The following is a 21361-nucleotide window of genomic DNA, read 5'->3' on the forward strand; positions in this document are numbered from 1 at the left end:
CGTCCGCGACCTCAAGGGGGTGGCATGTCCGCAGAACAGGGCAGCTCGAAGGTGCTCACGCTCACCAAGAGCGCACCCGCACCCGTTGTGCTCACCAGCTCGCCGGAAGCCATCGACACCCGCACGCTGTCCCGCTCCCTGTTCCTGCGGCTCGCCGCACTGGGTCCCGCACCGGGCCCCGACGGAACGGACACTCCGGAGCGCGTCTATGTGCGGGACACACTCATCGAGCTCAACCTGCCGCTGGTGCGTTACGCCGCGGCACGGTTCCGCAGCCGCAACGAACCCATGGAAGACATCGTCCAGGTCGGCACGATCGGCCTGATCAAGGCGATCGACCGGTTCGACTGCGAACGCGGCGTGGAGTTCCCGACGTTCGCGATGCCCACCGTCGTCGGCGAGATCAAGCGCTTCTTCCGCGACACCTCGTGGTCGGTGCGGGTGCCGCGCCGGCTCCAGGAACTGCGGCTCGCCCTCACCAAGACCAGCGACGAGCTCGCCCAGAAGCTCGACCGCTCGCCGACCGTTCCGGAACTGGCCAAGGCGCTCGGAGTCTCCGAGGAGGACGTCGTCGACGGCCTGGCCGTCGGCAACGCCTACACCGCCTCCTCGCTGGACTCGCCCTCGCCCGAGGACGACGGCGGCGAGGGCTCGCTGGCCGACCGGCTGGGGTACGAGGACGCGGCGCTGGAGGGTGTCGAGTACCGAGAGTCCCTCAAGCCACTGCTGGCCAAACTCCCGCCGCGTGAACGCCAGATCATCATGCTGCGGTTCTTCGCCAACATGACCCAGTCGCAGATCGGTGAAGAGGTCGGCATCTCGCAGATGCACGTCTCACGTCTGCTGACCCGCACGCTCGCCCAGCTCAGGGAGGGGCTCATCGCCGACTGACCCGGAACCCCGATCCCGAGGGTTCCGATTTGACGGTCCGTCAGACACACTGACGCGATGCGACGTCAGACATTCGGCCGGCCCGGCCGCCGGGGCACAGCGATCGCCGCCTCGGCGGCCGTGCTGTGCCTGGGCGGGGTACTGGCGGGCTGTGGCGACCAGGCGGGCGGCGACGGCTATGTGGCGGTCGGCGCAGCGGGTGCGGGGCCTGCGAGGACACCCACCGGGGCGGTGGCGCCCACCGGGAAGGTGACCCTGGTCCCGCTGGACGGAAAGCGCGGCGGCGGCGGGGGCACGGACCCGCGACCGGGCTCCTCGGCGGCGGGCGGCGGCCCGGAGGGCGGGAGCGGCGACGCAGGAGGTGCCGCAGGCGGCACCTCGGGCGGCAGTGCGGCCGGCGGTGCGCGGCCGACCGGCGCGTCCGGCGCGTCCGAGGGCGGAGCGGGCTCGACCGGTGCCACGGGCTCCACCGGCAGCGCGGGCTCCACCGGCTCGGACGGCGGCGGCTCAGGCAGCAGCGGCACCGGCGGTTCGGGCGGCGCCGGAAGCGGCTCCCCGGACCCCGCCGCCCCGTCGGCGCCCGGCTCCACCGCGCCCGCCGGTCCCGCCGCCCTGACCGTGAGCGCCCCCGTGCGCGCGGCGGCGGACGAGCGGTGGTGCGAGAAGGTGACCGTGGAGTTCCGCAACACCGGTGGATCACCGGCGCGATCGGGCACCGTCACCTTCGCCACGCACATCATCGGCGGACTGGGGATCGACTGGGCGACCCGGGAATCGACAGCGCCGCTGCCCGTACCGATCGGCGCGGGAGCGGCGCGGAAGATGACGTACACCGTCTGTGTGGACGCCTGGCGGGTGCCCCTGGGCATGCATGTCGAGACCCGGGACGTGACCGCCGTCTGGAAGTGACGGGTGACTGAGAGGCTGCCTGGCGGCCTCTCAGGAGTGATCGGAGGGCGGTCAGCCGAGCGCGAGCCAGGCGACCGCGCCGAGCACGACGACGACCGCGACGACCGCGGCGATCAGCCCGGTCCTCGGGCCGGACGACACGGCGGCGGGCTGCTGCCGGCGCTGCGGCTCGCCCTCGTCGACGAAGGCGCGGAACATCTGGGTGTTGCCTGCCGGGTCGCTGTTGCCCTCGGGACCCTGCGGGGCGTGGGGATTGTGTGCCATGTCGCAGGACCCTAGCGAACTCCGCGGAAGGGCCCAACCCCCGGGCGGTGAAGGCGCGAGGCCATAACCGGGGAACCGGTGAAGGAGGAGTGGGTATACAGCCCGGTCCGCCGCACCGGCGCCGAAGCCGCGGCGGTTCGGTTCTCACCAACCCACCCCTCTGCAGCCCCAGTTGAAAGCCGCACCCGCGCCGCTCCTTCTCACGCACCCGTATGTATGCGCGAAGGCCGGCCGCGATGCGCGTGTGTACGCCAAGGCCGGCCGCGATGCGCGTACGTACGCGAGGGTGGACCGCCATGCGCGCGAGGGCCGGCCTCTCTGCGCACCGATGGGCGGCGGGCGCGCATCGCCACAGGAGGCTTCGGCAGGCGGCCGAGCAGCGTTGCGCGGAGACCCGGCGAGCGGCGGCGAACCGTCCCCGGCCCGGCACCGGCCCGGGGGACGGACCTTTTCACCCCCGCCTCCGCAGTGGCGCACGACACACATGCCACTCGCACACCGCACACGCTGCGGGTTTGACCCGCGCCCTACGCAGCCTTTTGCGTTCCTTTACTTCTGCAAGGCCCTTTTCGTTTGCCTGCAGCAACCAACGGCTTCTATGGTTGCCCTAAGCAACAAGATGACCGGTGAGATGTCTGGGGGTCCCGTGGCCGCACGGAGTCAGTACGAAGAACTGGCCCGGCAGCTCAGCGCCATCGGCGCCGTCAAACGGGGCCTGTCCCGCATCCTGCCCGCCGAGTGCCCTGCCGGCTCCGCCGCCGTACTGGCTCTGCTGCGTCAGCACGGCGAAATACGGATCAGCAGACTGGCGGAGCTCCTCTCGGTCGACATGTCGGTGACCAGCCGGCACGTCGCTCACGTGGCGGAACGCGGCTGGATCGAGCGGTCCCCGGACCCGGCGGACAAGCGCTCCCGCATCCTGCGGCTGACCCCCGCGGGCAAGGGCGTGCTCGACGATCTGAACTGCCGGACGACCGAAATGTTCGCCCTTCATCTTCAGGATTGGTCCGACGAAGAGGTCGGACAGCTCAACACGCTGTTGGCCCGGCTGCGCGACAGCTTCTCCTGCCGCGGCTCCGGCGGGTGCGCCCCCGGAAAGCACAGCGGTGACTGCCGCACCCGGCCCAACGACAGCCACGACGGCTCGTACACCCGTACACCCGTGTAACAGAAGCAAAGAGAAGGATCTAAATGGCTACGACCACACCGACCGGTGTGCGGGGCGGCCACGCCAAGCACGGAGGGAACGACCCCTCCGACGGCACGCCGATGACACACCGGCAGATCATGGAAGCGCTCACCGGGCTGATGCTCGGCATGTTCGTCGCGATTCTGTCGTCCACCGTCGTCACCAACGCCCTGCCGGAGATCATCTCCGACCTCGGCGGCGGTCAGAGCGCCTACACCTGGGTCGTCACGGCCTCGCTGCTGGCCATGACCGCGACCACCCCCCTGTGGGGCAAGCTCTCCGACCTGTTCAGCAAGAAGCTGCTGGTCCAGATAGCACTCGTCATCTACGTCGCCGGGTCGGTCGTCGCCGGTCTCTCGAACAGCGCAGGCATGCTGATCGTCTGCCGTGTGGTGCAGGGCATCGGCGTCGGCGGTCTCTCCGCCCTCGCGCAGATCGTGATGGCCGCGATGATCGCCCCGCGCGAGCGCGGTCGCTACAGCGGCTACCTCGGCGCGGTCTTCGCCGTCGCCACCGTGGGCGGTCCGCTGCTCGGCGGTGTCATCACCGACACCAGCTGGATGGGCTGGCGCTGGTGCTTCTACGTCGGCGTGCCGTTCGCGGCCATCGCCCTCGTGGTGCTCCAGAAGACCCTGAAGCTCCCGGTCGTCAAGCGTGAGGTCAAGGTCGACTGGACCGGCGCCTTCTTCATCAGCGCCGCCGTCTCGCTGCTGCTCCTCTGGGTGACCTTCGCGGGCGACAAGTACGACTGGATGTCCTGGCAGACCGGTGCGATGCTCGCGGGCTCCGTGGTCCTCGCCCTGCTCTTCGTCTTCACCGAGTCCCGGGCCAGCGAGCCCATCATCCCGCTGCGGCTGTTCCGCAACCGGACCATCACGCTCGCCTCGCTCGCCTCGCTCTTCGTCGGTGTCTCCATGTTCGCGGGCACCGTCTTCTTCAGCCAGTACTTCCAGCTGGCGCGCGGCAAGTCGCCGACGATGTCCGGTGTGATGACGATCCCGATGATCGCGGGTCTCTTCCTCTCCTCGACACTCTCGGGCCAGATCATCACCAAGACGGGCCGCTGGAAGGCCTGGCTGGTCAGCGGTGGATTCCTGATCACGGCCGGGCTCGGCATGCTCGGCACCATCCGGTACGACACCGAGTACTGGCACATCGCGATCTTCATGTTCGTGATGGGTCTCGGCATCGGCATGATGATGCAGAACCTGGTGCTCGCCACCCAGAACCAGGTCGACCCCTCGGACCTCGGCTCGGCCAGCTCCGTCGTCACGTTCTTCCGTTCGCTCGGTGGCGCGATCGGTGTCTCGGCACTGGGCGCCGTCATGGCGAACCGCGTCACCCACTACGTCAAGGACGGTCTGACGGACCTCGGTCCCAAGGGCGCGGCCATGGGACACGGCGGCACCGGCGGCGGGGGCATCCCCGACCTGGACGCGCTGCCCGCGCCGTTCCGTACGGTCGTGGAGTCCGCCTACGGGCACGGCGTCGGTGACGTCTTCCTGTACGCCGCTCCGGCCGCGCTGGTCGCCTTCCTGATCACGATCTTCATCAAGGAGGTCGCGCTGAAGACGAACGCGGCCAACGACGCCCCGGTTCCGGCCCAGGCGGCCGCGCTCGCCGAGGTCCCGTCCGGTACCGCCGCGCTGGTCTCCGAGGGGGCGGCCGGCACCACTGCGGTCGACACCCTCAAGGTCGCTCCGGTGGCCACCGCGCAGGGCACCGCGGTACGCGGTGTGGTGCGCGGCGCCGAGGGCGCACCCGTCGACCGGGCCGCCGTCACGCTGATCTCGCTGGGCGGCCGGCAGCTGGGCATCTCGGTCGCGCAGGCCGACGGCAGTTACGCCCTGGACGCCCCGGGCGCCGGTTCGTACGTGCTGATCGCGTCGGCCGACGGCTTCCAGCCGCAGGCGTCCACCGTGGTCGTCGGCGACGAGCCGCTCGCGTACGACATCCTGCTCGCCGGTACGAGCGGCCTGGCCGGGGCCGTACGGGCCGCCGAGGGCGGCGCACCGGTCGAGGGCGCCATGGTCATCGTGACCGATGTGCGCGGCGACGTGCTGGCCACCGGCAAGTCCGGCGACGCGGGCGAGTTCACCTTCGGTGAGCTGGTCCCCGGTGCGGTGACCGTCGCGGTCAACGCGGCCGGCTTCCGTCCGCTGGCGCTGCCGGTGGAGATCGGCGGCCAGGGTGTCACCCGGGTCGACGTCGCGCTGCAGTCCGGTGCGCTGGTGCAGGGCGTGGTGCGGGCCGGTTCCGGCCGGCAGCCGCTGCCCGACGCCCGCGTCACGCTGGTCGACGCGGCCGGCAACGTGATCGCCACCTCGACGACCGGGGAGGACGGTGCGTACGCCTTCGCCGACCTGGACTCGGGCGAGTACTCGGTCATCGCGACCGGCTACCCGCCGGTGGCCGGAGCCCTGACCGTGGCCGGTCGCGGAGTCGACGGCCACGACATCGAGCTCGCCCACCCCGGCGAGTGAACCGGTCCGGGCACGCCCCGGACACGTAAGACCCCTGGCGGGACGGCACTTCGAGCGGAGAGTCTGTCCAGGCCGGTGGAAAATGGGCCCCGGCGGTGGGGACGGCAGGCAGGGGACGGCCTGCCGTCCCCGCCCCCGGGGCCCGACTCATTGAGTGACCCGTTCCGGGAGCGGATGGGCCATTGAGCAAGGACGCAAGGAGAGAAAACGGGATGGGACTTCGCGCACAGGTACGCACGCGGGACGGCTGGGCCGTCCAGCACGCGGTCGTGACGGTCACCGACATGACCGGTACGCAGGTGCTGCGGGCCGCCGCCGACGAGGACGGAGCGGTGCGGACCGACGCACTGCTCTCCGCCGGCGCGTACACCGTGATCGTGACGGCGGTCGGGTACGCCCCCGCCGCCTCCACCGCCCTCGTCACGGCGAGCGGCCGGGTCGAGGCCGGCACGGTGGTGCTGGCCCGCCAGGGTGGCGTGGAGCTGCCGCCGCCGGGCGCCTGGTCGCTGGATCCGGCGCACTCCTCGGTGGGCGCTGTCGCGCAGCACCTGGGGATCTCCAGCGTGCACGGCCGGTTCACCGATTTCGGCGGCCGCATCGAGATCGCCGAGGACCTCCAGGGCTGCCGCGTGGACGCCGTCATCAACGCGGCCAGCATCGACACGGGCAACGGCATGCGGGACAAGCACCTGCGCTCGCCGGACTTCCTGGACACCGAGCGGTTCCCGGAGATCACCTACCGCTCCAGCGCGCTCACTCCGGCCGGACCCGACCGCTGGACCGTGCACGGCGAGCTGTCGCTGCACGGCGTGGAGCGTCCGGTCGACCTGAACCTGAGCTATCTCGGCACGGGCCCGGACCCGTGGGGCGGCGTCCGCGCAGCGTTCAGCGCCTCGGCCGAGCTGCGACGCGAGGACTTCGCCATGAACTACAACCAGGTGGTCCAGGCGGGCATCTCGGCGATCGGGACGACGCTGCGGGTGGAGCTCGACATCCAGGCCGTTCAGGGCGATTCCCTGCCCGCCGCCTGACGGTCCGTGGTCATAGGGTCGGTTCCATGGCATCCAACATCGCGACCAACACCGCCGTGGCACTCGACGAGTTGCTGGCCTTCGTACGGCCCCGGCACCGGGCGATCCTGCTGACCACCCGGTCCGACGGCCGCCCCCAGGGCTCCCCGCTCACCTGCGGCGTCGACGACGCGGGCCGGATCGTCGTCTCGACCTACCCCGAACGGGCCAAGACCCGCAATGCGAAGCGGGACGAGCGGGTGAGTGTCATCGTCCTGTCGGACGAGTGGAACGGCCCGTGGGTGCAGATCGACGGCTCGGCCGAGGTGATCGACTCACCGGACTCGGTCGAGCCGCTCGTCGAGTACTTCCGGAACATCTCGGGGGAACACCCCGACTGGGACGAGTACCGGGCGGCGATGGTGAAGCAGGGCAAGTCGATCATCCGGATCACTCCCGAGCGGTGGGGGCCGATCGCCACGGGCGGCTTCCCTGCCCACCTGGCCCCGGGCAGCTGACCGCGGTGGCCGTACCGCACCCCTCGCCCGAACTGCTCGCCCGGGCCCGGCTGCTGGCAGGGCCCGAGGTCGGCTCCGCGGTGGCGGAGGCCCTGGAGCGGGCCACCGGACGCCCCGTGGAGCGCGGCGGCCCGGCCGGTGGCGGTCCCTGTGTGTACGTGGGCGCCGAGCTTCCCGGTGCGCTGCGCGGGGGCGGCCTGCTGTGGTTCCACAGCGTGAACGCGGGCACGGACGCCCTGCTGGGATCCGGGCCGTGGCCCGCCGGGGCGCTGCTCACCCGGACGGTGGGCCGGATGGGCGAGCGGATCGCGCAGTACGTGCTGGCCTGGGTGCTGGCGGAATGCCAGTCGGTTCCGGAGTTCGCCGCGCAGCACGCCCGGGGCGAGTGGCGCCGTATCCCCTCGGAACTTGCGGCCGGGCAGACGGCGGTGGTGCACGGCACCGGCCGGATCGGCTCGGCCGTCGCGGGGCTGCTGCGGTCGTGCGGGATCCGGACGGTGGGGGTGACCCGCACCCCGCGCGTCGTCCCGCCGGGCTTCGACGCGATGGCCCGCCCGGACGAGCCGGTGGCCGCCCGCTGGGTGGTCTCCACCCTTCCGTTGACCGGGGCGACGGCCGGGTACTTCGGGGCGGACCGGTTCGCGGCCATGGGCGGGGCCACCTTCGTCAACGTGGGCCGGGGCGCGACCGTGGACCTGATGGCGCTGGAAGCGGCGCTGGAGGCGGGCACCGTGGGACGCGCGGTGCTCGACGTCCTGCCCGACGAGCCGGCCGCGCCCGGGGACCCCTGCTGGCGGCTGCCCCGCACCGTGATCACTTCGCACTCCGCGGGCATCACGGCGGACGACGACGTCGTCACGGACTTCACGGCCTGTCTGCGGGAGCTGACGGCGGGGCGGGTGCCCGCGCTCGCCGTGGACCCTGCCCGAGGCTACTGACGGGGGCGGGGGGCCTCGTCCCCCGCGTTCGGCCGCCCCCGCTCGGCCCGCTCGGCCCGCTCGGCCCGCTCACGCATCGCGACGATGCCCGCGATCAGCAGGTCGAGCGCGAACGCGAAGTCCCGCTCGTGCATCTCGTGCACGGTGTCGGCGCCCCGCGCCGCGATCAGGTTCTGTGAGTTCTCCACGATCGGGCCCAGCTGCGGCTGGCCCTGGATGGCCGCCATCGCCTGCTGGAAGTACTCGTCCTGGGTGAGCCCCGCCTCGGCACTGCGCTGGGCGAACTGGCCCTCGACGGTGCCGAATCCGTACACGAACTGGAAGACCGCGGAGAGCGCGCCGGTCTGCCGTCCCAGGGGGAGACCGGTCGCGCGGATCACGTCCTGGATGGCATACGACATGAGCATCGCGTGCGGGCCCATGTTGAGGAACTTCCCGACGAGCGGGGAGACCCAGACGTGCCGGACCAGCAGCTCACGGTAGGACGTCGCCACCGCGCGCAGCCGGGTCTCCCAGGGCGCGTCCTCCTGCGGGGGGTCGATCTCGCTGTAGACCGAGTCGAGGGCCAGTTCCAGCAGGTCGTCCTTGGTGTCGACGTACCAGTAGAGGGACATCGCCGTGACGTTCAGCTCGGCGGCGAGCCGGCGCATGGAGAACTTCGCGAGGCCCTCGGCGTCCAGCAGCCGAACCGTCGCGGCGGTGATCCGGTCGCGGTCGAGCCCTGCGGGCTGGTCCGATTTCCGGCCGCGCGACGGTGGCCGGTGGTTCAGCCACACGCTGGTCCGGGCAGGGTCCTTCGCGCGGTCGGCCGCGGACACCATGGCGCACTCCCTCTTCTCGCCGACGGGACGAACCGGATGCGTACCCCGTGCCCCGAAACGGAGCTGTACGGTCCGGTACGTCCCGTCTGATGCTATGCCGCTGCCGCGGCCGGGTCAGCCCGATCCGATTCTCCTCGCTCCGCCCGGCGCAGCAGTACCGCGGCCAGCAGACCGCCGGCCAGTACCGCCGCCGCTCCGACCAGCATGCTGGTCTCCAGACCGGAGGAGAAGGCGTCGGTGATCCGCTGCCGCTCCCCCTCGCCGCCTGCGGCGGCGAGAGCCGCGGGCAGCGAGGCGGCCCCGACGGCCGACGGCACGAGCGCCGCGAACCGGGAGTTCAGCACCGCACCGAGCACGGCGACCCCAAGGCCGTTGCCGCATTCGGCGAGGGTGCCGTTGACCCCGGCGCCGACGCCTGCCTTCTCGGGCGGAATCGCGCTCATGATCGCGTTGGCCATGGCGGGCATGGCGAGCGCGATGCCCGCGCCCATCACGAGCAGACCGAGCAGCGTCCCGCCGTAACCGTCCCCGCCCAGCAGCGCGATCGCGGCCAGACCCGCGGCGAGCAGCCCCATCCCGGAGGCGATGGTGACGGGCGTACCGAGCTTGGGCACCAGCCGTGCGCCCAGTCCGGTGAGGTTGAGCGCGACGACGCTCAGCGCGAGCGGAGCCGTGCGCAGGCCGGCCTCCAGCGGACCGTAACCGAGGACGAACTGGAGCTGCTGGGTGAGCAGGAAGAGCGAGCCGCCCATCCCGAACGCGACCAGGATCGCGCCCGCCACCGCACCGATGAACTTCTGGTTCCGGAAGAAGTGCATGTCCAGCATCGGATACGGGATGTGCAGCTCCCACAACACGAATCCGGTGAGGACGGCGACCCCGATGAAGGCGGTCAGCAGCACCTGGCCGGAGGTCCAGCCGTGTCCGGGGCCGGAGATGATCGCGTACACGACCGCGGCCATACCGATGGTGGAGAGCAGCGCGCCGAGCAGGTCGGGGCGGTCCCCGCTCGGGTTCTTCGACTCCGGCACCAGGCGCGCCACGGCCACCAGGCCGATCACGGCGACCGGGATGTTGATCAGGAAGATCGCACCCCACCAGAAGTGGTCGAGCATCACCCCGCCGATCAGCGGTCCCACGGCGAAGCCGAGCGAGCTGACGGTCGACCAGATGCCGATCGCCTTCACCCGCTCGGTCTCGTCGAAGATCTGCACGACGACAGCGAGGGTCGTGGTCATCAGCAGGGCCCCGCCGATGCCCATGCCCGCCCGTGCGGCGATCAGCTGCCCGGAGGACTGGGCGAGCCCTGCCACCAGTGAACCGATGCCGAACAGGGCGAGCCCGGCGATCAGCATCTTCTTGCGGCCGTAGCGGTCGGCCGAGCTGCCCGCGGTCAGCAGCAGACCCGACTGCACGAGCGAGTAGGCGTTGATCATCCACTGCACATCGGCGGTGGAGGCGTCCAGTTCCCGGGTGAGGGAGGGGATCGCGACGTTGAGGACGGTGTTGTCGAGCAGCACGGTGAGCTGGGCGAGGCAGATGACGCCGAGGATCAGCCAGCGCTGCGGGTGGCTCGGTGACGAGAGGTGGTTCTGCTCGGCGGCGGTCGCCGTCATTCGGACTCCCGGGCGTTCGGTCAGTTCCCTATACGGTGTACAGGGGAGCGGTTGTACACCGTATAGCCACTCCCGTGCAGCGTTCAACCGACTTTCCCGCGGTACGGTGCCGGTCGCTGATCCGACAAGGGCTGGAGTGGTATGTCACTGCGTCGTCGTAAGGTGGAAGTTCTGCTGGCCGCAGGCCTGTTGGGGACGGCGCCCGCGCCTCCCGCGGCGGCCGCGGGGCACGGCCCGGGGCAGTCGGTGCCCCTTCGTGTCGCCACGTACAACATCCATGCGGGTTCCGGCATGGACAACGTCTTCGATCTCGACCGGCAGGTGGCCGAGCTCCGCTCGCTGGACGCGGATGTGATCGGGCTCCAGGAGGTCGACGTCCACTGGGGCGACCGCAGTCAGGGGCGGGACCTGGCGGCCGAACTGGCCGAACGGCTCGGCATGCAGGTGTCGTTCGCCCCGATCTACAGCCTCGATCCGGTGACGGCGGGCGCCCCGAGACGCGAGTTCGGCGTCGCGGTGCTGTCCCGGTACCGGATCGTGAGCGCCGAGAACCACGACATCACCCGGCTCTCCACCCAGGACCCCAACCCGGTCCCGGCGCCCGCGCCCGGCTTCGGCGAGGTCGTGCTGCGGGTGAAGGGGGTGCCCGTGCACGTGTACGCGACGCACCTCGACTACCGCGGCGACCCGTCCGTCCGGATCGCCCAGGTGGCCGACACCCGCCGGATCATGGCGGAGGACCAGGAGTCGGAGCGGCGGCCGGTGCACCAGATCCTGCTCGGCGACTTCAACGCCGCCCCGGCGGCGCCGGAGCTGGCCCCGCTGTGGGAGACGCTCACCGACGTGGAGCCCGGCGGCCCCACCTACCCGGCGCTGAACCCGGTGCAGCGGATCGACTACGTGGCGGTCTCGAAGAACACCGTGCGGGCACGCGACGCGGCGGTGGCCGAGACACTTGCCTCGGACCACCGCCCCGTTGTCGCGGACCTGTTGCTGCGGCGCTGAGCCGCCGGCCGCCGGCCGCCAGCCCAGGGCTCAGGCCTCGGACCTCGGGCCCAGGCTCAGGCCTCGGACCTCAGGCTCGGGCCGCAGCTCTCGGCCTCAGGCCTCAGCTGCTCGTCGGCCGGGTCAGGTCGTAGAAGGTCGCGCTGCCGACGGTGACCTTCTTGAAGCTCTTCTCCACCCAGGCGGAGATCTGCGACGAGGTGCCGCTGCTGCCGCCCATGCCGCCACCGCCGCCCGTGCCGCTCGAGATGAAGTAGTGGATCCGGCCGTCCTCGACGTACTTCTTGAACTGGGAGAGCGTCGGGGACGGGTCGCTTCCGTTGAAGCCGCCGATCGCCATCACCGGGTCGCCGGTGGCGAGCTGGTAACTGGCGGCGTTCTGCGAGCCGATGGCCGCCGCGGACCAGGTGTAGTCGCCGGCGTTCTCCGCCAGGAGCTTCTTCGCCTCGGCACCGACGGACGCGCCGTTGAGCAGTCCGCCCATGCCGCCACCTCCACCGCCGCCCTCACCCATGCCGGGCATGGCGCCGGGCTGCTGCCCGTTCTGAGCCGTACCGGGGCCGCCCTGCGGCTGCCCCTGGCCCTGCATCTGTCCCTGGCCGGGCGGGGTGCCGGTCGGGGGCCCGCCGGTGCCACCACCCTGCTGATTGCCCTGCTGGTTGCCCTGCCCGGGCGGCTGCATGCCGCGGCCGCCACCGTCACCGCGGCCACCGCCACCGCCGCCGGGACCGCCCATCCCGCCGGAGGACGGGCCCGCGGTGACGATCGAGCCCTGGTGCCCGGTGTTCAGCGTGCTCACGGTGTACGCGGTCGGCCCGGCCAGCGACGCGGCGAAGCCCAGACCCACGGCGGCGAGCGCCAGTTGACGCCCCAGCCGGGACACGAACAGCAGGCCGACGGCGGCCACGAGCCCGACGACGAGCACGGTCGGCCGCAGCCACGGCTGGTAGTCCGGGGTCCGCCCCAGCAGCACGTACGACCAGTACGCCGTCACGGCCACCATGCCCGCGAGCGCGGCACCCGCCCACCAGCGGGAGCGCTCCTCCCACAGGACCGTGGCGCCCATGCCGATCAGCGCAGCGATGCAGGGGGCCAGGGCCACCGTGTAGTACTGGTGGAAGATGCCGGCCATGAAGCTGAACACGGCCGCCGTCATCAGCAACGAGCTGCCCCAGGCGAGGAACGCCGCCCGGGCCGTGTCCGTCCGATTCGCCCGCCAGGTCAGCCAGACACCGGCGGCCAGCAGGATCAGTGCGGCGGGCAGCAGCCACGAGATCTGGCTGCCGATCTCCGAGTTGAACATCCGGCCGATGCCGGTCTCGCCCCACTGCCCGCCGGCGCCGCCGCCCCCGCCACCGCCGACGCTGCCGGTCTCCTCGCCATTGATCCGGCCGAGCCCGTTGTAGCCGAAGGTCAGCTCCAGGAACGAGTTGTTCTGCGAGCCGCCGATGTACGGGCGCGAGGAGGCGGGCCACAGTTCCACGATCGCCACCCACCAGCCGCCCGCGACGACCATCGCCAGCGCCGCGAGGCCCAGTTGGCCGAACCTCTTGCGCACGGAGACCGGCGCGAACACCGCGTACAGCACCGCGAGCGGCGGCAGGATCAGGAACGCCTGCAGGGTCTTGGACAGGAACGCCAGACCGACCGCGACGCCCGCCCACACCAGCCACTTGGTACGGCCGTTCTCCATCGCGCGCAGCACGCAGTAGACCGTGACGGTCATCAGCAGCGCGAGCAGTGCGTCCGGGTTGTTGAACCGGAACATCAGCGCGGCGACCGGCGTGAGCGCGAACACCGCCATGGTGATCAGCCCGGCGGCGGCGCTGAAGCGGCGGCGCACGGAGGCGTAGAGCACCCCGGCCGTCGCCGCGGCCATCAGCACCTGCGGGGCCAGGATCGCCCACGAGCTCAGACCGAAGATCCGCACCGACAACGCCATCGGCCACAGGGTGGCCGGGGGCTTGTCGACGGTGATGGCGTTCGCCGAGTCCAGCGAACCGAAGAAGAAGGCCTTCCAGCTCTGGCTGCCGGCCTGCACGGCCGCGGAGTAGAAGGAGTTGGCGTAGCCGGATGCGCTGAGGTTCCACAGGTAGGCCAGCGTGATGACGAGCAGCATGGCGAGGAAGGCCGGGCGCGCCCAGCGGGGGTCCTCGGGCCGGCCGCGCCACACGCGGTGCGGCAGCGAGCCGCCGGTCCGTCCGTGGCTCGGCGGGCCCGCCGCCTGGGGCGGGGCCGGGAGGTGGTCGAGCGTGGTCATCGGACGTTCCTCAGTTCGTGGTGGGTGTCGTCGGCCGGCGCGGCGTCCTGGCGGTGCGCCGGGGCGTCCGCCGGACGGGCCGTGTCACCGCCCCGGTCGCGGTCCGGGAAGACCCAGGCGCGGAAGAGCAGGAACCGCAGCACCGTCGCCGCGAGATTGGCCGCGATCAGCACGGCGAGTTCGGTGCCGTGCGAGGGCGACCCGGAGGCCGCGCCCAACGCGGCCAGCGAACCGGCGGTCAGCGCGAGGCCGATGGCGAACACCACGAGCCCCTGTGCCTGGTGGCGTACGGCGCCGCCCCGGCCACGTACCCCGAAGGTGAGCCTCCGGTTCGCTGCCGTGTTGGCGACGGCCGACACCAGCAGGGCGCCGCCATTGGCGATCTGCGGGCCGGCACCCAGCCGGAACAGCGAGTACAGGGCCAGATAGAAGAGCGTGGACAGGGCGCCCACGACGCAGAACCCGACCAGCTGCCGGGCCAGTCCGCCCGGCACCCCGCCGATCCCGCGGTCGCGCGGGTCGTCACCGAAGGGGCGTGCCAGCCGGTCGAGCGGCAGTGCGCCGACGGCCAGCGCCCGCCCCACCCGCCACACGCCTTTCAGGTCCTCGGTGGCGGTCCGCACGATGCGGACCGTCGAGTCCGGGTCGTCGACCCAGTCGACGGGCACCTCGTGGATACGCAGCCCGGCCCGCTCGGCGAGCACCAGCATCTCGGTGTCGAAGAACCAGCCGGTGTCCTCGACCATCGGCAGCAGCCGCTGCGCGACCTCCCGCCGGATCGCCTTGAACCCGCACTGCGCGTCGCTGAACCGGGCGGCCAGCGACGAGCGCAGGATGATGTTGTAGGCCCGCGAGATGAACTCCCGCTTCGTCCCCCGCACCACCCGCGAACTGCGGGCGAGGCGCGAGCCGATGGCCAGGTCCGAATGCCCGGAGATCAGCGGTGCGACCAGCGGGAGCAGCGCGTTGAGGTCGGTGGACAGGTCCACGTCCATGTAGGCGAGGACCGGCGCGTCCGAATGCGACCAGACGGTGCGCAGCGCCCGCCCGCGGCCCTTCTCCTCCAGCCGGTACGAGCGCACCCCGGGCAGCGAGCGGGCCAGCCGCTGCGCCACCTCGGGCGTCCGGTCGGTGCTGGCGTTGTCCGCGACGGTGATCCGGAAGGCGTACGGGAAGGTGCGCGCCAGATGGTCGTGCAGCCGCAGCACACACGGCTCCAGGTCCTTCTCCTCGTTGTAGACGGGTACCACCACATCGAGTACGGGGGCACCTGCCGCGTCCGCGCCGGCCAGGAGGTGGTCCCGGGCCGGCAAGGTGCTCCAAGGAGTGTCGGTTTGCATGACATCGACACTCGCCAACCGCGCTGTCACGCCCGTGTGCTGAGCCTGTGTCCCGACTGTGAGTGCTCCGGGGCGCGGCCCGCGAAGCCCATGGCCGGAGCTCCCGGATACCCGGAGCAGCCGGAGTCCGCCGGCAGATGGACGGCGAACACGGTGTCCCCGGGCACCGAACGCACCTCGACGACTCCGCCGTGCGCGGTGACGACGGCCTGCACGATGGCGAGCCCGAGCCCCGTCGACCCGGCGTGCCGGGACCGCGAGGCGTCCCCGCGCGCGAACCGCTCGAAGACGTGCGGCAGCAGCTCCGGCGGGATGCCGGGCCCGTTGTCCCGGACCTCCAGGGTCACCCAGGGGTTCCCGGCCTCCGCAAGTACCCGGGCCGTGACCGTGGTCCCTGGCGGGGTGTGCGTACGGGCGTTGGCGAGCAGGTTGACCAGCACCTGCTGAATCCTGGTCGGGTCGGCGCGTACGGTCGCCGGGACCGCGGGAAGTTCCAGCCGCCAGTGATGGGTGGGCCCGGCCCCGTCCCCGGAGGCGGCCCGGCCCGCGACGCGTGCGTCACTCACCGCGTCTATGACGAGCGGGGAGAGATCGGTGCTCTCGTAACTGAGCGGCCGGCCCGCGTCCAGCCGGGCGAGCAGCAGCAGGTCCTCCACCATGCCCGTCATACGCTGCGCCTCGGACTCGATCCGCCCCAGCGCGTGCCGGGTGTCGGGGCCGGTCTCCTCCCGGCCGCGCCGGGTGAGTTCGGCGTACCCGCGGATCGAGGCGAGCGGGGTGCGCAGCTCGTGGCTGGCGTCGGCGACGAACTGGCGTACCCGCATCTCGCTCTTCTGCCGCGCGTCCAGCGCCGAACCGACGTTTCCCAGCATCCGGTTGAGGGCGGCGCCGACCTGGCCGACCTCGGTGCGCGGATCGGCCTCGGCGTCCGGGACACGTTCGAGTAGGGCGACCTCGCCGCTGTGCAGCGGGAGTTCGGAGACGCGCGTCGCGGTGGCGGCGACCCTGCGCAGCGGCCGCAGGGCGACCGTGACCATGGCGGCTCCCGCGATCCCGGCCGCGATGAGTCCGGCGCCGGTGACGCAGACCTCGACGAGGATGAGGGTGCTGAGGGCGCCACTCACCTCCGAGGTCGGGATGCCGACCAGGACGGTCGTGCCGTCGCTCGCGGGAGACGTGGCCTGCACCCGGTAGCCGCCCAGTCCGGGCAGCTCGACGTCGTGCGCCTCACCGTCCGCGGGGACATGGGCCGCCTCCAGCGCGGCCGCCTGCGCACGGGTCAGCGCCTCGGTGTTCTCCGAGGCCTCGCCGTCGCCGGCCTTGGCGACCGCCGAATCGGTGACGTCTCCGTCCACGGTGAGCGCGCCGAACGTCTTGAGCGGCTGGCCGCCGCCCATGCCGATGAAGCCGAGCGGATCCTTGCCCTTGGGCCCGCCGGGCACGGGCGTACCCGGCATCCGGTCGGCTCGCATGGTGAGTTCGCGCAGCTGGCCGTCGAGCTTCCCGTACATGTAGGTGTGGAAGGCGATGGCGGTGACCGTGCCGATCACGGCCGCGACGACCGCGATCAGCATCACCGAGGAGACCGCCAGCCGGGTCCGCAGCGTCCACGGGCCCTTCGTCAGCCGTTTCACGCGACTACTCACCGGGCTTGATGAGATACCCCGCGCCGCGCCGGGTGTGGATCATGGGCGTCCGGCCCGCGTCGATCTTCTTGCGCAGGTACGAGATGTAGAGCTCGACGACGTTGGCCTGGCCGCCGAAGTCGTAGTTCCAGACCCGGTCCAGGATCTGCGCCTTGCTCAGCACCCGGCGCGGATTGCGCATCAGGAACCGCAGGAGCTCGAACTCGGTCGCGGTGAGGTGGATGTTGGCCCCGCCGCGGCTCACTTCGTGGCTGTCCTCGTCCAGCATCAGGTCGCCGACGACGAGCGTCGACTCGCTGCGTACCGCCGCCGTGCCGGACCGCCGGATCAGCCCGCGCAGCCGCGCGACGACCTCCTCCAGGCTGAACGGCTTGGTGACGTAGTCGTCGCCGCCCGCGGTGAGCCCGGCGATGCGGTCCTCCACGGAGTCGCGGGCGGTCAGGAACAGCACCGGCACCTCGGAGAGCTCCCGGCGCAGTCTGCCGAGCACGGCGAGCCCGTCCATGTCGGGCAGCATCACGTCGAGGATCACCGCGTCGGGCCGGAAGTCCCGGGCCGTACGCAGGGCGCCGGCGCCGTCCCCCGCGCTGCGCACCTCCCAGCCCTCGTAGCGAAGCGCCATGGAGAGCAGCTCGGCCAGCGGGGCCTCGTCGTCCACGACCAGGACCCGGACGGGGGTCCGGTCCGGCCTGAGCAGTTCGGTACGCCCCTGGGGCGAGGTCGTCGTCGTCATGCCCCAACCCTCTGAGACGCCCCTGAGAGAGTTCTTTCCCGATTCTGTGAATTCCCTGAGAAAGCACTCGGGGTGGCCGGGCCACCCCGAGCGGGCGGCCGGGCGGCCGCCGCCTCAGCGGTCGAACAGCGCCTTCGCGTTGTCGTGGCAGACCGCCCGCAGCCAGTCGTCCCCGAGCCCCAGCCGCTCCAGGGCGTGCAGCTGGTGGGCGTACGGATACGGAATGTTCGGGAAGTCCGTCCCCAGCAGAATCCGGTCCCCGAGCGCGGCGAGCCGCCCCCGATCCGCCGCCGGGAAGGGGAGGAAGTCCTCCGTGAAGTCCGTGAAGGCCATCGTCGTGTCGAGCCGCACCCCCCGGTACGTCTCCGCGAGCGCCAGGAACTCCGCGTACTCCGGCATCCCCATGTGCGCCACGATCAGTCGCAGCCGGGGGTGCCGGGCGAGGAGCCGGCCGATGGGTTCGGGCCCGGTGTGCTTGCCGGGTGCGGGCCCCGACCCGCAGTGCATCACGACGGGGACACCGGCCTCGGCGAGCAGTCCCCACACCCGTTCCAGCAGCGGATCGTTCGGGTCGTACGCACCGACCTGGACATGCGACTTGAAGACCCGCGCCCCGGCCTCGACGGCCTCGGCCACGTACGTCTCGACGCCCTCCTCGGGGAAGAAGGTCGCGGTGTGCAGACAGTCGGGCACCCGGCCGGCGAAGTCGGCCGCCCAGCCGTTCAGCCAGGGCGCCATGCCCGCCTTGTGCGGGTAGAGCATCGAGGTGAACCGGAGCACGCCGAACGAACGCAGCAACGCGAGCCGTTCGTCCTCGTCGTGCCGGTAGGCGATCGGCCACTCCATCCCGGTCAGCGGCCCGACCGAGTCGAAGTACGCCCAGACCTTGCGCAGTACTTGTTCCGGCATGAAATGCGTATGGACGTCGATGATCCCGGGCAGCCCGAGCCGTTCCCAGAACCGCACCACGTCGTCGCGATCGTCACTCATCAGGCGCTCCTGCCCTCTAGGCCACGCTCCGACGATCTCAGAACAGCCCGCCCGGCGAGGCGCCGCCCCCGACTCTCTCGGAACGGCCCGCCCTGCGAAGCGCCACCCCCGACTCTCTCAGAACAGCCCGCCCTGCGAAGCGCCACCCCCGACGCTCTCAGAACAGCCCGCCCTGCGAAGCGCCACCCCCGACGACGACGGTCGGCACACTCACCCCGGCTCCGGCTCCGGCCGCCGTCAGTGCCCAGCCGGTCATCAGCCGGGTGTCCACGACGACGACCCCGTCCGCACCGGTGTCCAGATGCAGATCCGGCCCGGCCGCCGCGACCAGCCGCCCCACGACCACGCCACCGTCCACCAGCCCGGTCACCGCGCGCACCGCCCCGCCCGGCCCGTCCGCCCCGCCCGGCCCGTCGATCCCGAAGATCCCCGCATGGTCGACCGCCTCGAACGGCAGCCGCTCCAGCGCCTCGGGCCAGCCGCCCCCGTCGAGCGCCACCGCCCTCCCGTACAGCTCCGCCACCTCACCGGCCCGCTCGCCGGCTCCCGGAAGCTCCGCCCGCACCGCCCGCTTGCGCGCGTACGCGATCCGGTCCGGCACCCCGAGCGCGGCCCGCAGCACCTCCTCGGCCCGCCGCGCCGCCATCAACGGCCCCCGCCCCAGCCAGCTGAAGACCACCGCCCCCTGCTCCCGCAGCCGGGCCGCACCCCGCTCCTCGGCGGTGATCCCGACCTTCACCATCCCGGCCCCGAACCAGGCGAGGTACACGCGGTACGTACGCGGGTCGTCGGGAATCGTGTCGGCCGCCACCGAATGCGCCCGGTCCAGCCGCCCGCACTCGGCGCATCGCGCGCCCGTGCTCCGCTCCGGAACCACGGCCGCCATCGGGCAGGCGTTCCCCCGCGCCCCGACGCAGGTCCGCTCCCCCGAGGCCCGGAACCCGAGCTCGGTCCCGTACGTGAGGACGCTCCCCCGCGTCCGACGGCCCTTCTGCCACCCGAGCACGGGCCCGCCCCGCTCGTCCGGCCACCGGAGACCGGTGCACTGCCACCCCATGCGTGAACTCCCGGACTCCTGGACGTGAAACGGACGGCTGCGAACCCGCCATGGTTCCACATATCGCCATCCAGTGTGATCAGCGTCACACTGGATGAGTGGTGGGCTCGATCCCAGGATCCCTCAGAGGTGTTCGACCATGACCAGCATCAAAGGCACTGCTCTCGACAGCCTGCGCTCGAATGTGCGGGGGCCGGTCATCGCGCCGGGGGACGCGGACTACGACACGGGCCGCAGTATCTACAACGCCATGATCGACCGGCGCCCCGCCGCCATCGCCCAGTGCGTGGACGTGGCGGACGTGCGGGCCACCCTCGCCTTCGCCCAGGACGCCGGGGTGGACCTGGCCGTGCGCGGCGGCGGACACAGCGGGCCGGGGCTGTGCATGGTCGACGACGGGCTGACCCTCGACCTCTCCCCGATGCGCTGGGTGCGCGTCGACCCCGAGGCCCGAACGGCACAGGTGGGCGGGGGAGGCCAGTTGGGCGACCTGGACCATGCGACACACACCTTCGGCCTCGGCGTACCGGCCGGGATCATGTCGACCACCGGCGTGGGCGGCCTCACGCTGGGCGGCGGGCACGGCCACCTGACCCGCGCGTACGGCCTCACGATCGACAGCCTGCTCGCCGCGGACGTCGTCCTGGCCGACGGCGCGGTCGTCACCGCCTCCGAGACCGAACACCCGGACCTGTTCTGGGCGCTGAGGGGCGGCGGCGGCAACTTCGGCGTGGTCACGTCGTTCACGTACCGGCTGCACCCGGTGGACACGGTCGGGGTCGCGGTGACCGTGTGGCCGGTCGACCGGACGGCGGAAGTGCTGCGGTGGTACCGGGAGTTCCTGCCTGCCGCGCCGGACGACCTCAACGGTTTCTTCGCGCTCCTGACCGTCCCGCCCGGACCGCCCTTCCCCGAGGAGATCCACGGGCAGAAGATGTGCGGCGTCGTCTGGTGCTACACGGGCGATCTCGCGGAAGGCAAGCTGGAGGAGACCCTGTCGGTGGTCAACGACCCGGCGCCGCCGGCCTTCCACTTCACCAGCCCCATGCCGTACCCGGCCCTGCAGACCATGTTCGACGGGCTGCTCCCCAAGGGACTCCAGTGGTACTGGCGCGGCGACTTCTTCGACGCGATCTCGGACGAGGCGATCGAGGTGCACGCGAAGTACGGCCGCAACCTCCCCACCGGCCTGTCGACGATGCACCTGTACCCGGTGGACGGAGCGGCCCACCGGGTCGGCTCCGACGCGACCCCCTGGGCCTACCGGGACGCCGTGTGGTCCGGCGTCGTCGCCGGCATCGACCCCGATCCCGCCAACGCCGAGGCGATCCGCGAGTGGTGCGTCGACTACTGGACCGAGCTGCACCCGCACTCCATGGGCGGCGCGTACATCAACTTCCTCGGCGAGGCCGAGGCCCCGGACCGCGTCCGGTCCACCTACCGCGGCACCTACGACCGGCTGGCCGCGGCCAAGCACACCTACGACCCGGACAACTTCTTCCGCGCCAACCAGAACATCACGCCGACCGCGGCGTGAAGGACCCGCAGGATCGGGATCGCGGGGAGGGCGGCCTCACTCCTTCACAGAGTTGGGCCTTCAGAGAGTGCGGCCCTGACCGCGACCGGCCCTCCACCGCGGCGCCGTCCTTCACCGCGGCGCCGTCCTTCACCGCGGCGCCGTCCTTCACCGC

At 71.9% G+C, this 21361-nt stretch carries 18 protein-coding genes; 9 read left to right on the top strand and 9 right to left on the bottom strand.

Going from position 1 to position 21361, the window contains the following annotated elements; all coding sequences use genetic code 11:
* Positions 1-24: 24 nt before the first annotated feature.
* Both ACIOEW_RS14155 and ACIOEW_RS14160 read left to right on the top strand, forming a co-directional pair.
* The gene (locus ACIOEW_RS14155; RefSeq protein WP_362540309.1) at positions 25-891 is read left to right on the top strand and encodes an RNA polymerase sigma factor SigF; all 867 of its coding nucleotides are present in this window, start codon (positions 25-27) and stop codon (positions 889-891) included.
* Positions 892-948: 57 nt separating this feature from the next.
* Entirely contained in the window at positions 949-1800 is an 852-nt protein-coding gene (locus ACIOEW_RS14160) for a hypothetical protein (protein WP_362540306.1), read from the top strand.
* A 51-nt stretch (positions 1801-1851) separates the two neighbouring features.
* Here ACIOEW_RS14160 and ACIOEW_RS14165 read toward each other — a convergent pair whose 3' ends face one another.
* Positions 1852-2064 carry a hypothetical protein gene (locus ACIOEW_RS14165; RefSeq protein ID WP_326659764.1) on the bottom strand — a complete coding sequence of 71 codons (213 nt, stop codon included), beginning with the start codon at positions 2062-2064 and terminating at the stop codon, positions 1852-1854.
* A 646-nt stretch (positions 2065-2710) separates the two neighbouring features.
* Between ACIOEW_RS14165 and ACIOEW_RS14170 the strand changes: the two genes are divergently transcribed.
* From ACIOEW_RS14170 to ACIOEW_RS14190, 5 genes are all read left to right on the top strand, one after another.
* Positions 2711-3232, top strand: coding sequence for a MarR family winged helix-turn-helix transcriptional regulator (locus ACIOEW_RS14170; RefSeq protein ID WP_362540303.1), 522 nt, complete (start codon positions 2711-2713; stop codon positions 3230-3232).
* Between the two features lie 23 nt (positions 3233-3255).
* Positions 3256-5736: an MFS transporter gene (locus ACIOEW_RS14175; RefSeq protein ID WP_362540300.1), complete on the top strand. Its 2481-nt coding sequence runs from the start codon at positions 3256-3258 to the stop codon at positions 5734-5736.
* A 212-nt stretch (positions 5737-5948) separates the two neighbouring features.
* The gene (locus ACIOEW_RS14180; RefSeq protein ID WP_401963990.1) at positions 5949-6767 is read left to right on the top strand and encodes a YceI family protein; all 819 of its coding nucleotides are present in this window, start codon (positions 5949-5951) and stop codon (positions 6765-6767) included.
* A gap of 26 nt (positions 6768-6793) precedes the next feature.
* Positions 6794-7264: a PPOX class F420-dependent oxidoreductase gene (locus ACIOEW_RS14185; protein WP_362540294.1), complete on the top strand. Its 471-nt coding sequence runs from the start codon at positions 6794-6796 to the stop codon at positions 7262-7264.
* A gap of 5 nt (positions 7265-7269) precedes the next feature.
* On the top strand, positions 7270-8202 hold the full coding sequence (locus ACIOEW_RS14190) for an NAD(P)-dependent oxidoreductase (protein ID WP_401963992.1): 933 nt from the start codon (positions 7270-7272) through the stop codon (positions 8200-8202).
* Here ACIOEW_RS14190 and ACIOEW_RS14195 read toward each other — a convergent pair.
* Positions 8196-9023 (bottom strand): TetR/AcrR family transcriptional regulator, encoded by an 828-nt coding sequence (locus ACIOEW_RS14195; RefSeq protein WP_401963994.1) that lies wholly within the window; start codon positions 9021-9023, stop codon positions 8196-8198. The genes ACIOEW_RS14190 and ACIOEW_RS14195 overlap by 7 nt on opposite strands.
* A 92-nt stretch (positions 9024-9115) precedes the next feature.
* Entirely contained in the window at positions 9116-10639 is a 1524-nt protein-coding gene (locus ACIOEW_RS14200; RefSeq protein WP_362540285.1) for an MFS transporter, read from the bottom strand.
* Positions 10640-10780: 141 nt separating this feature from the next.
* Here ACIOEW_RS14200 and ACIOEW_RS14205 point away from each other — a divergent pair, with 141 nt between their 5' ends.
* Entirely contained in the window at positions 10781-11644 is an 864-nt protein-coding gene (locus ACIOEW_RS14205) for an endonuclease/exonuclease/phosphatase family protein (protein ID WP_401963997.1), read from the top strand.
* A gap of 103 nt (positions 11645-11747) precedes the next feature.
* On the opposite strand, the gene ACIOEW_RS14210 is transcribed toward ACIOEW_RS14205, so the two are convergent.
* The 6 genes from ACIOEW_RS14210 to ACIOEW_RS14235 all read right to left on the bottom strand — a co-directional run bounded on the left by ACIOEW_RS14210 (position 11748) and on the right by ACIOEW_RS14235 (position 19670).
* Positions 11748-13904, bottom strand: coding sequence for an ArnT family glycosyltransferase (locus ACIOEW_RS14210; RefSeq protein ID WP_401963999.1), 2157 nt, complete (start codon positions 13902-13904; stop codon positions 11748-11750).
* Entirely contained in the window at positions 13901-15244 is a 1344-nt protein-coding gene (locus tag ACIOEW_RS14215) for a glycosyltransferase (RefSeq protein ID WP_401964001.1), read from the bottom strand. The genes ACIOEW_RS14210 and ACIOEW_RS14215 overlap by 4 nt, the downstream gene beginning before the upstream one ends.
* Before the next feature lie 26 nt (positions 15245-15270).
* A complete protein-coding gene (locus ACIOEW_RS14220) occupies positions 15271-16818 on the bottom strand; it encodes an ATP-binding protein (protein ID WP_401964445.1) in 1548 nt (515 codons plus the stop codon).
* 64 nt (positions 16819-16882) lie between these two features.
* Positions 16883-17623 (bottom strand): response regulator transcription factor, encoded by a 741-nt coding sequence (locus ACIOEW_RS14225; protein ID WP_350988195.1) that lies wholly within the window; start codon positions 17621-17623, stop codon positions 16883-16885.
* A 114-nt stretch (positions 17624-17737) separates the two neighbouring features.
* A complete protein-coding gene (locus ACIOEW_RS14230; RefSeq protein WP_401964004.1) occupies positions 17738-18613 on the bottom strand; it encodes an amidohydrolase family protein in 876 nt (291 codons plus the stop codon).
* A 157-nt stretch (positions 18614-18770) separates the two neighbouring features.
* Entirely contained in the window at positions 18771-19670 is a 900-nt protein-coding gene (locus ACIOEW_RS14235; protein WP_401964006.1) for a DUF2797 domain-containing protein, read from the bottom strand.
* A 139-nt stretch (positions 19671-19809) separates the two neighbouring features.
* Between ACIOEW_RS14235 and ACIOEW_RS14240 the strand changes: the two genes are divergently transcribed.
* Entirely contained in the window at positions 19810-21207 is a 1398-nt protein-coding gene (locus ACIOEW_RS14240) for an FAD-binding oxidoreductase (protein ID WP_362540267.1), read from the top strand.
* Positions 21208-21361 lie beyond the last annotated feature (154 nt).

Origin of the sequence: Streptomyces sp. NPDC087901 (genome assembly GCF_044742205.1) — a bacterium.
In the GTDB taxonomy this organism is placed as follows: domain Bacteria; phylum Actinomycetota; class Actinomycetes; order Streptomycetales; family Streptomycetaceae; genus Streptomyces.